Annotated in this window: 6 protein-coding genes and 1 riboswitch; of the genes, 4 read left to right on the plus strand and 2 right to left on the minus strand. The window is 69.1% G+C overall.

Annotated elements, in window-relative coordinates; genetic code table 11:
* Window positions 1-103 precede the first annotated feature (103 nt).
* Window positions 104-937: a carbohydrate ABC transporter permease gene (locus ACFTQE_RS19575; protein ID WP_376926640.1), complete on the plus strand. Its 834-nt coding sequence runs from the start codon at window positions 104-106 to the stop codon at window positions 935-937.
* A gap of 2 nt (window positions 938-939) precedes the next feature.
* Window positions 940-1848, plus strand: a complete 909-nt coding sequence (locus tag ACFTQE_RS19580) for a carbohydrate ABC transporter permease (RefSeq protein WP_375834981.1) — start codon at window positions 940-942, stop codon at window positions 1846-1848.
* A 191-nt stretch (window positions 1849-2039) separates the two neighbouring features.
* On the opposite strand, the gene ACFTQE_RS19585 is transcribed toward ACFTQE_RS19580, so the two are convergent.
* A complete protein-coding gene (locus ACFTQE_RS19585; RefSeq protein WP_376926637.1) occupies window positions 2040-2429 on the minus strand; it encodes a VOC family protein in 390 nt (129 codons plus the stop codon).
* A gap of 98 nt (window positions 2430-2527) precedes the next feature.
* Window positions 2528-4177 carry a family 20 glycosylhydrolase gene (locus ACFTQE_RS19590; protein WP_376926638.1) on the minus strand — a complete coding sequence of 550 codons (1650 nt, stop codon included), beginning with the start codon at window positions 4175-4177 and terminating at the stop codon, window positions 2528-2530.
* Between the two features lie 115 nt (window positions 4178-4292).
* Window positions 4293-4373: riboswitch (ZMP/ZTP riboswitch) on the plus strand.
* Between the two features lie 68 nt (window positions 4374-4441).
* Between ACFTQE_RS19590 and glyA the strand changes: the two genes are divergently transcribed.
* Together glyA and ACFTQE_RS19600 are read left to right on the plus strand one after the other, a co-directional pair.
* Window positions 4442-5716, plus strand: a complete 1275-nt coding sequence (gene glyA, locus ACFTQE_RS19595; RefSeq protein ID WP_376926639.1) for a serine hydroxymethyltransferase — start codon at window positions 4442-4444, stop codon at window positions 5714-5716.
* Between the two features lie 8 nt (window positions 5717-5724).
* On the plus strand, window positions 5725-6609 hold the full coding sequence (locus ACFTQE_RS19600; RefSeq protein WP_375834973.1) for a bifunctional methylenetetrahydrofolate dehydrogenase/methenyltetrahydrofolate cyclohydrolase: 885 nt from the start codon (window positions 5725-5727) through the stop codon (window positions 6607-6609).
* Window positions 6610-6662 lie beyond the last annotated feature (53 nt).

A 6662-nucleotide genomic window follows, 5' to 3' on the forward strand; every position in this document is an offset into this window, starting at 1 on the left:
GAGCCCCCGCCCCGGGCGCGGAACCGAAACACCTGGCCGCGCCGGCGGCCCCCGTCCCGGCGGCCGCGACCTGCTCGCCTCGCTGCCCTGGATCGGGCCCGCCCTGATCCTGATCTTCGGCGTCGTGCTGTTCCCAGCCGTCGTCATGTTCTACAACTCGACCCGCGACATCTCCCAGAGCGGCGTCGACAAGGGCTCGGTCGGCCTCGAAAACTACATCGAGGTCTTCAACTTCCCCTACTTCTGGCCGATCTTCGGCCGCACGATCGTGTGGGTCGTCGTGGTCGTCGCCGCGACCGTCGTCATCTCGCTCGGCCTCGCGCAGCTCCTCAACAAGGCCTTCCCGGGGCGGCGCATCGTGCGCCTCGCCGTGATCATCCCCTGGGCGGCGTCCGTGGTCATGACCACGATGGTCGTCTACTACGGCCTCGAGCCGTACTTCGGCATCATCAACAAGTTCCTCGTCGACGTCGGCCTCGTCGCCACGCCGGAGGGCTACGGATGGACCCGCAACCCGGCGACGGCCTTCGCATGGTCGATCGTCGTCGCGATCTTCGTCTCGCTGCCGTTCACGACGTACACGATCCTCGCCGGACTCCAGACGGTGCCGGGCGAAGTGCTCGAAGCCGCGAAGATGGACGGCGCCGGACCCGTCCGCACCTACTGGGGCGTCGTGCTGCCGCAGCTGCGCAGTGCCATCGCGGTCGCGGTGCTCATCAACATCATCAACGTCTTCAACTCGCTGCCGATCCTGAAGGTGATGACCGGGTCGATCCCCGGCTACGACGCCGACACGATCATGACGATGATCTTCAAGTACATCCAGAACCAGCACAAGGTCGATGTCGCCAGCGCCCTCTCGGTCGTCGCGTTCGTCATCGTCATCGTGATCGTCGCCATCTACGTGCGCGTGGTCAAGCCCATGAAGGAGGTCTGATCGTGGCCGTCACCGCACCCGCGTTCGAGACGATCGCCCCGCCCGCGGCATCCGCTCGCAAGCGCCGTTACACCGAAGACCAGGTGCCGCTCCGCAAGGTGATCGTGCGCATGATCGCGGGATTCGTCGTGCTCGCGATCTTCGTGCTCCCGTACGTCATCATGTTCTTCGGCTCGGTGAAGACGAAGGCGCAGATCCGCTCGGTCGACCCCACGTACCTCCCGACGGAGTGGCACTGGGAGAACTACATCAACATGTGGTCGACCCCCGAGACGCCGCTGCCGCAGAACCTCATCTCGACGATCGTGATCTCGGTCTTCGCGACCCTGCTCGTGCTGCTCGTCGCGATGCCCGCGGCGTACTACACGGCGCGCTTCAAGTTCCCGGGCCGCATGGTGTTCCTCTTCCTCGTGATCGTCACGCAGATGCTGCAGCCGGCGGTGCTGACCTCGGGCCTGTTCCGCCAGTTCCTCGCGTTCGACATGATCGACACGTGGGCGGCGATGATCTTCATCAACGCCGCGTTCAACCTCTCCTTCGCCGTCTGGATCATGCACTCGTTCTTCGCCGGCATTCCGAAGGAGGTCGACGAGGCCGCGCAGATCGACGGCGCGGGCCGGCTCCGGGTGCTCTTCACGATCAGCCTGCCGCTCGTCTGGCCGGGCATCGTGACGGCGATCGTCTTCACCTTCGTCGCGTGCTGGAACGAGTTCGCGGCCTCGCTCGTGATCCTCTCGACGGCGGGCAACCAGCCGCTCTCCGTGGCCCTCACGAAGTTCGTCGGCCAGTACGAGACGTCGTGGCAGTACGTGTTCGGCGTCTCGATCGTCGCGATCGTGCCGGTGGTCATCCTCTTCATGATCATCGAGAAGCGCCTCGTCGGCGGCCTCACCGCGGGCAGCGTCAAGTAACCACCAGAACCAGCGGATGTCGCGGGTGCCGCCTGCCCCGCGACATCCGCTTCACTGCGCTCGTGCTCCGGCCACCTGGCCGCGAGATCGGATTCCGAGGAGATCCTCGATTCCGAGGAGCGATCGGCGAGATCGAGTCCTCTGATCTGCAGATCTCCGCCGAACCGCCGAACGCCGAACCGCCGAACCGGTCAGGAGGCGCTGGGGTCGGTCGTCCACAGCCCGAGGATGTTCCCCTCCGAGTCCTCGAAGTACGCGAACCACCCCATGCCGGGCACTGGCGCGCGCGCGGAGACGACGGAGCCGCCGAGCTCGGTGATGCGCTCGAGGGAAGCGTCGATGTCGTCGACGTCGACCGTGAGGATCGGGGTCGTCAGCCGTTCGGCACGCTGGAACATCCCGCCGTTGATCGCCCCCGGGGCGAGCGGCTGCTGGGTGGCCTCGTCGACCGGTGTGGTGACCACGTTCGTGTAGTCCATGCCGGGGACGAGGTCGAGCGTCCAGTCGAACGCCGCACGGTAGAACGCGCGCGCACGGTCCTGGTCGTCGGCCGGAATCTCGAAATGCACGATGCCTGGCATCTCCGCCTCCTTCGTCGGGGCACGGCACGACCGTGCCTCACGGGAGGATAGACCCGGCGCGACGACGCCGACAGTGGTGATGGGACGTGCTGCCCTGATCACTCGATCCAGGGCACCCCGCCGACCTCGCGGTACGCGACGCCGAGCGCGTCGAGGTGGGTGCCGAGCGCGGCGAGCCGCGCGTGGAACGACGACTCGTCGCGCGCTCCGCCGCCCTCGGGCGCCGGCGACCACGCGATCTCGGCGATCGCAGTGATGCGCGGGAACACCATGAACTCGAGTTCGGGCACGGTGGCGATCGTCTCGGTCCAGACGGGCGCCTCGACGCCGAGGATGTCGCTCTCGGCGAGCCCCGGCACGATGGCGGTCGGCTCCCAGGAGTAGGCCTCCTCGAGGGTCGTCGGGCCGTCGGCCCAGAGCTGGCCGACCTTGCCGCCGAGCGGGCCGTCTGGGTCGTCGGGGTACTTCATGTCGAGGTACGCGACGTCGGCGGGGGAGAGGATGACGCCGCCGCCCTGCTCCACGAACGAGGTCGTGAGCTCGGCCGCATCGTCGCGGGGGGCCACGAAGTCCCAGTACTGGCCGATCGTGCCGGCCGGCAACTCCCGGGACGCGCCCATCTCGTGCCAGCCGATGACGGTCTTGCCGGTCGCGGCTCCGGCCGCCGTGATGCGTCGCACGAGATCGAGGTAGTCGGCCTCCGAGGTCGCGAGCGACTCGTCGCCCCCGACGTGCAGCCAGGGGCCGGGCGTGATCGCGGCGACCTCGCCGAGCACGTCGGCGAGGAAGCGGTCGGTGGCCTCCGCGCGCTCGGCCGACGCGCAGAGCGACGAGAAGCCGACCTCGATGCCCTCGTACGGCTTCGGCGCCACCCCGTCGCAGTTCAGCTCGGGATAGGCGCTGAGCGCGGCGTTCGTGTGTCCGGGCAGGTCGATCTCGGGCACGACGGTCACGAATCGCTCCGCGGCGTACTCGACGATGCGCCGGTAGTCGTCCTTCGTGTAGAAGCCGCCGCCGTCGCCGCCCGTCGAGGTGGAGGCGCCGATGCCGGTCAGCTCGGGCCACGCGTCGATCTGCAGTCGCCAGCCCTGGTCGTCGGTGAGGTGCAGGTGCAGCACGTTGAGCTTCAGCAGCGCGATGCGGTCGATGTGGTCGAGCACGTCCTCCACCGCGAAGAAGTGGCGGGCCACGTCGAGCATCGAGCCGCGGTAGGCGAAGCGCGGGGCGTCTGCGACGGATGCCGCGGGCACGATCCACCCGTCGGCGGGCGCCTTCGCGGCATCCGATCGCTCGATCTCGGCAGGGAGCAGTTGGCGCAGCGACTGCGTGCCCCAGAACAGGCCGGCCGCGGCGGGCGCCTCGATGCGAACGCCGTCGTCGCCGCTCTCGAGCACGTACGACTCGGCACCCGTGCCGGCCCCGGCGTCGATGACGAGCGCGATGTCGGATGCCGCAGCCTCGCCGCCGACCACTGGCAGGTCGAATCCCGTGGCGATGCGCGCCTGCGCCGCGAACGTCTCGGCGACGGCGGCCGCCTCGCCCTCCGCGACGAAGCGCGAGTCCTCGGTGAGCGTGAACGGCGCACCGCCGGTGACCGCGAATTCGACGGGGGCCGGGATGATGCCGGTCACGGCGTCTCCGTTCTCTTGCGTGGCGGTGCAGCCGCCGAGGGCGAGCGCGGCACCGACGAGCGTAGCGGCGGTGAGGCTCGCGGTGATCCCGGTTCGGGTGCGGTTGCGACGGTGCATGCGTCCTCGCTCGGTCGGAGCTGGCAAAGGTAAGGAATCCTAACTCCCATCGTGGCACGAATCGTCGCCGTCCGGCAGTGCCGTCGTCGGCACCGAGCCGCATCCATTGCTAAGCTTCGAGGGTCGCGACTGGCGTTGAGATGGATACCATCGGGGAGCGACTGGCACGGACCGACCGCACGCCTGGGCCGGTACGCATACCTCGGCGCTGGCGCGCGCGAGGCAGCACCCTACGTAGGTCCGTTCGTCATGAAGGAGCCAGTCTTGGCCGAGTCCGTTTTCAATGCGCCGCTTTCCGAAGTCGACCCCGAGATCGCCGAAGTTCTCGAGCTCGAACTCGGTCGCCAGCGCGACTACCTCGAGATGATCGCGAGCGAGAACTTCGTTCCCGTCTCCGTGCTGCAGTCGCAGGGCAGCGTTCTCACCAACAAGTACGCCGAGGGCTACCCCGGTCGCCGCTACTACGGCGGCTGCGAGTACGTCGACGTCGCCGAGTCGCTCGCGATCGAGCGGGCGAAGTCGCTCTTCGGCGCCGAGTACGCCAACGTGCAGCCCCACTCGGGCGCCACCGCGAACGCCGCGGTGCTCTCCGCGATCGCCACCCCGGGCGACACCATCCTCGGCCTCGAGCTCGCGCACGGCGGTCACCTCACGCACGGCATGAAGCTGAACTTCTCGGGCAAGCTCTACAACGCCGTCTCGTACGGCGTCGACCCCGAGACGTTCCTCGTCGACATGAACGTCGTGCGCGACAAGGCCCTCGAGCACAAGCCGCAGGTCATCATCGCCGGCTGGAGCGCCTACCCCCGTCACCTCGACTTCGCCGCGTTCCGCGCGATCGCCGACGAGGTCGGCGCGAAGCTCTGGGTCGACATGGCGCACTTCGCCGGCCTCGTCGCCGCGGGCCTGCACCCGAGCCCCGTTCCCTACGCCGACGTCGTCTCGTCGACCGTGCACAAGACGATCGGCGGCCCCCGCTCGGGCTTCATCGTCTCGCGCGACATGGAGCTCGCGAAGAAGCTCAACTCCAACGTCTTCCCGGGCCAGCAGGGCGGCCCGCTCATGCACGTCATCGCGGCCAAGGCCACGGCGTTCAAGATCGCGGCATCCGAGGAGTTCAAGAACCGTCAGGAGCGCACCATCCGCGGCGCGCAGATCCTCGCGGCCCGCCTCACGGCAGATGACTCGCGTGCGGCGGGCGTCGACGTGCTCACGGGCGGCACCGACGTGCACCTCGTGCTCGCCGACCTCCGCAACTCGAAGATCGACGGCCAGCAGGCCGAAGACCTCCTGCACGAGGCGCTCATCACCGTGAACCGCAACTCGGTGCCGTTCGACCCGCGCCCGCCGATGGTCACCTCCGGCCTCCGCATCGGCACGCCCGCGCTCGCGACCCGCGGCTTCGGCGACGCCGAGTTCACCGAGGTCGCCGACATCATCGCGCTCGCGCTCCAGGGCGAGGCGGATGTCGCGTCGCTCCGTTCGCGCGTCGAGACCCTCACGGCGGCGTTCCCGCTGTACCCGGGCCTCGCGCAGTAGGGAGAGCCATGACCGCGATCACGCTCGACGGCGTCGCCACCGCGACGGCCGTCAAGACCGAACTCGCCTCGCGCATCCAGCTGCTGAAGGCGCACGGCGTCGTGCCGGGTCTCGGAACGCTCCTCGTGGGCGACGACCCGGGATCGCGGTCGTACGTCGCGGGCAAGCACCGCGACTGCGCCGAGGTGGGCATCGAGTCGATCCGCATCGACCTGCCCGCCTCGGCCACCACGGCCGACGTGCGCGCCGCGATCCGCGACCTGAACGCCGCCTCCGAGGTCACCGGCTACATCGTGCAGCTCCCGCTGCCCGCCGGCCACGACGAGAACGCGATGCTCGAGCTCATCGACCCCGACAAGGACGCCGACGGGCTGCACCCGACGAACCTGGGTCGTCTCGTGCTCGGCATCGAGGGCGAGCTGCAGTCGCCGCTGCCGTGCACGCCGGCAGGCATCGTCGAGATGCTGCGTCGCTACGACGTGCCGATCCGCGGTCGCCACGTCACCGTGATCGGCCGTGGCCTCACCGTCGGCCGCCCGCTCGGGTTGCTGTTCACCCGCAAGGGACTCGACGCCACCGTCACGCTCACGCACTCGCGCACTGAAGATCTGGCCGCGGAGGTGCGCCGTGCCGACATCGTCGTGGCCGCCGTCGGGGTTCCGCACCTCGTGCAGGCCGACTGGATCAAGCCCGGCGCCGCGGTGCTCGACGTCGGCATCACGCGTGTGCAAGACGAGGACACGGGCAAGGGCAAGCTGACGGGCGACGTCGATCCCGGCGTCGCAGAGGTCGCCGGGCACCTGTCGCCGAACCCCGGCGGCGTGGGACCCATGACCCGTGCGATGCTCCTCGCCAACGTCGTGAAGGCCGCGGAGCAGCGCCTGCACCGCTAGTCGGTCTTCCGGTCGCCCGAGCTTGGCTTGAGCGGATGCCGCAGGCTCACGCC

Source organism: Agromyces sp. NPDC056965, from assembly GCF_042673425.1.
In the GTDB taxonomy this organism is placed as follows: domain Bacteria; phylum Actinomycetota; class Actinomycetes; order Actinomycetales; family Microbacteriaceae; genus Agromyces.